This is a genomic window from Carnobacterium sp., assembly GCF_032094055.1.
Lineage (GTDB): Bacteria > Bacillota > Bacilli > Lactobacillales > Carnobacteriaceae > Carnobacterium_A.
Genome location: NZ_DAMDAK010000010.1, coordinates 34,821 through 38,696 on the forward strand (window position 1 = coordinate 34,821; position 3,876 = coordinate 38,696).

Annotated in this window: 4 protein-coding genes; all 4 read right to left on the bottom strand. The window is 37.8% G+C overall.

All coding sequences use genetic code 11. The features are described from left to right. Positions 1 to 943: recombinase RecA (gene recA, locus RT405_RS02900; RefSeq protein ID WP_313467406.1), on the bottom strand; the 943-nt coding region annotated here is incomplete at its 3' end. Between the two features lie 125 nt (positions 944 to 1,068). Continuing rightward, the gene (locus RT405_RS02905) at positions 1,069 to 2,349 is read right to left on the bottom strand and encodes a competence/damage-inducible protein A (protein ID WP_313467408.1); all 1,281 of its coding nucleotides are present in this window, start codon (positions 2,347 to 2,349) and stop codon (positions 1,069 to 1,071) included. Positions 2,350 to 2,527: 178 nt separating this feature from the next. Next, positions 2,528 to 3,109, bottom strand: a complete 582-nt coding sequence (gene pgsA / locus RT405_RS02910; protein ID WP_313467410.1) for a CDP-diacylglycerol--glycerol-3-phosphate 3-phosphatidyltransferase — start codon at positions 3,107 to 3,109, stop codon at positions 2,528 to 2,530. A gap of 86 nt (positions 3,110 to 3,195) precedes the next feature. Further along, a partial coding sequence (locus RT405_RS02915; RefSeq protein WP_313467412.1) for a DUF4115 domain-containing protein occupies positions 3,196 to 3,876 on the bottom strand: 681 nt, incomplete at its 5' end.

Here is a 3,876-nt window from a genome sequence, read left to right on the forward strand (position 1 = left end):
GCATTTCAGGGTGATCTATAAAGTATTTTTTAGCATTTTCACGTCCTTGACCAATACGCTCGCCCTCATAAGAATACCAAGCACCTGACTTATCAATGATGTCTTTTTCTGACCCCATATCTACTAATTCGCCGACTTGTGAAATCCCTTCGCCGTACATAATATCCACTTCAGCCACTCTGAAAGGTGGCGCTACTTTGTTTTTTACGACTTTAATTTTTGTTCGGTTCCCCATAATATCTGTACCTTGTTTGATTTGTTCGGCCCGTCTTACTTCTAAACGAACAGTCGCATAAAATTTCAATGCACGACCACCTGGTGTAATTTCAGGATTCCCAAACATCACACCAACTTTTTCACGAATTTGGTTGATAAACAAAGCAATTGTCTTTGTCTTGCTGATAGAACCAGATAATTTACGCAATGCTTGTGACATTAAACGGGCTTGTAAGCCAACATGGCTGTCTCCCATTTCACCTTCAATTTCTGCACGCGGTACTAAAGCTGCTACTGAATCAATTACGACAATATCAACAGCTCCACTTGAGACTAGCGCATCTGCAATTTCTAGTCCTTGTTCACCAGTATCTGGTTGAGATAAAAGAAGTTCGTCAATATCTACTCCCAAAGCAGCTGCATATTTAGGATCTAACGCATTTTCTGCATCAATAAATGCTGCAATACCGCCTTGCTTTTGAACTTCTGCTACAGCATGCAAGGAAACAGTTGTTTTACCCGAGCTTTCTGGTCCATACACTTCAATGATTCTTCCTCTAGGAAAACCACCCACACCTAAAGCTACATCTAATGCTAAAGAACCACTTGGAATAGTAGAAATACGAGTGTCTACCTTTTCTCCTAATTTCATAACTGAACCTTTACCAAAGTTTTTTTCAATTTTTTTCAACGCTAAATCTAATGCTTGTTTACGATCTTCTGCCATTCTTATATCCTCCTCGAATATCTTCGATTAACTGAATTGTTTAAGTTTAATTTTATTAGTATCACAAGTTCTATCATACTTGTTTTTTGGTAAAAAAGCAAGAAAAAAGCGAACAAACATTCGGTTTATTTTTTATCTGTTTTTGATTTTTCTTCTTCCACAGGTATCTCTATTAGTTCATGTCGGATTAAATCCAAACCGGACAAAACAGCTCTTTCCCGATTATTATTTCGGTCTTTCCCAAAATGAAAACAGGTGGCATATGGAGCTTTATCTTTAGGAGCCAAACCGATCCAGACAGTTCCTGGTTGTTGACCTTCTAGTCTTGATGGACCAGCTACACCCGTGAATGAAATACCTATATCTGTTCCAAATTTTTCTTTAACTCCTCGTGCCATCTCAATAGCGCACTGGCAGCTAACTACTCCATACGTGTCAATGACTTCTTGCGGAATACCGAGAGTTTCTTTTTTTATCCGGTTGCTATATGTCACTAAACCACCTTCAAAATAATCAGATGCTCCTGCTACTGAGGTCAACATACTTTGGAAAGCTCCTCCTGTCAAACTTTCAGCAGCGGTTAGCGTCAATTTTTTTTCTATTAATAAACGACTTACCACTTCAACCAAACGTGTATCATCGCCATAGCCATATAAAAAGCTTCCAACACGTTTTTTGATCTCGGCCTCCATATTGTCCAAAAGAGAGCGGCACTCTTTCTCAGTACCTCCACTAGCCGTTAAACGTATGCTCACTTCATACTCACCGGCATAAGAAGCTACTGTTGGATTTATCTGGTTTACGATTAAATCATCTAGTTGGGCAGCTAACTGTGATTCTCCAATTCCAAAAAAACGCAGCACTCTTGAAACAAGTGCATTTTCTTGTTTTGTATAAGCTAGTAATAAAGGCTCGGCTTCTTGCCTAAACATTTTTTTTAATTCATGAGGCGGTCCGGGAAGCAGCAAATAAAACTGTTCGTTTTGTTTAAAAAACATTCCCGCCGCTAATCCATTCGCATTTTTTAAAACAGTTGAGCCTTCGATAACCAGTGCCTGCAATTGATTGTTTTGTGTCATCGGCCTTTTCGAACGCTCGTAGAAATCAATAATGTTCTTCATAGTTGCAGGGTTTACTACTAAATCCTTTCCTAAGTGTTCTGCCAAGACTTGCTTAGTTAAATCATCTTTAGTTGGGCCTAACCCGCCTATTAAAATAATTAAATCGCTTCTTTGTTCTGCATACTCTATCGTTTCTTTTAATCTTCTTGCATTATCTCCTACTACAACGTGATGATAAACATTGATCCCTAGAGTCGCCAGTTCTTGTGATAGAAAAGCTGCATTTGTATTGACTATTTGTCCTAGTAATAGTTCTGTTCCAACTGCTATAATTTCAGCGTTCATTTTTTTTCACCTCGTTCTTAGTTAATATACGCTCATTTACCGTTTTTTCTTTTTTTATCTACTATACAAAAACTGCTATTGGGTAAAGTAAGTTACATTTTCTATTTTAACATAAGACATTTGCAACTAATAAAAAAAGGAATGATTCCTTTTCGAATCATTCCTCTCTTGTATTCTATTACATTGAGCCTTTAAAAACACTGCTATTTTTAACGAAATAATCAATTCCTGAATAAATAGTAAAAAATAAACAAATGTATAACATTATATTAGCAATTGGAATACCCAATCCAGCAAACGGAAAATTATCTATCAGCAAAAAAATGATGGCGAGCATCTGGGTCATGGTTTTTATTTTTCCAGGCCAAGCTGCTGCTAATACCGTTCCGCCTTGTTCAACTAATAATAGGCGTAATCCTGTTACAGCCAATTCCCGGCAGACAATAATGGCCACAACCCATGAAGGAGCAAGTCCTTGTCCGACCAATACGATCAAAGCGGTCATAACCAACATTTTATCTGCTAATGGATCAGCAAACTTTCCAAAGTTAGTCACCAATCCTCTAGAGCGTGCAATTTGTCCATCTAACCAGTCGGTTAAACTAGCTAATGCAAAAATAATAGCCGCTACTAATTGAGTAAGTTCAATAGAAGAACCCCACATGTGCCAAACTCCCCAGTTTAATGGCATTAGCGCTACAACAACAAATAATGGGATCATAATAATTCGTATAACTGTCAGTTTATTCGGTAAATTCAAAACTTCGCCTACTTCCTTTTTCAACATGAATGAAAATAAAAATAACTTTTTTCAACTGCTAGTGTCTACTTGCTTATCTTTATTTTTTATTCTGTCTTTTTAAATTGAAACTCGATTTTTTGGGTCACAGCATTAGCTGCTTCAGGAGCATAATCTACTTGCTTATCGTTTAATTTCACTACAGTGACAGCCGCATTTCCAACCACGATATTTACCTGTTCAGTATCAGCGGGTATATCAGCATTCATTGCATCTCCATTTGTTAATAAAGCTTGATCAAGCATAACTCCATCTGCCTCGACACTTACCCAGCTGTCGCCGCCTTCTGCATTCAAGGTAATGACATTGTTAGTTGTTGCTCCTTCAACAGCATAGGTTGTTTGCGAGCCTGTTGATGAAACAACAGAGACAGTCTGCTTCTCTTCTTTTTCTTCAGAAGCAGCAGATTCTTTGGATTCAGATTCACTTGATTTTTCTGGCTCAGAAACTGCGCTTGAAACAACCACACTTTCTGTACTTTTTGTAATCATGCTTTCCGTTGTTGCTTGATTTGTTTTGATAAAGGCAAAATAAATTGCTACAGCGATTACTATAACAACCAGCAAAATAATCAATGTCGGTAGGTAGTCCCGAACTTTTGTCAGCAATTCATTGCCCGTCTTATTTCCAGAACGCGTTTGGCTGCTGGATACTTTTTCCACATACTCTTCATCATGTGTATGAGGGACAGTATCTGTATATTCTTCCAATAATTGGTCACCATTTAA

What these genes read in the sequence shown, in the direction of transcription:
- RT405_RS02905 (WP_313467408.1), bottom strand. Translation starts at nt 2,349, where the DNA reads ATGAACGCTGAAATTATAGCAGTTGGAACAGAACTATTACTAGGACAA.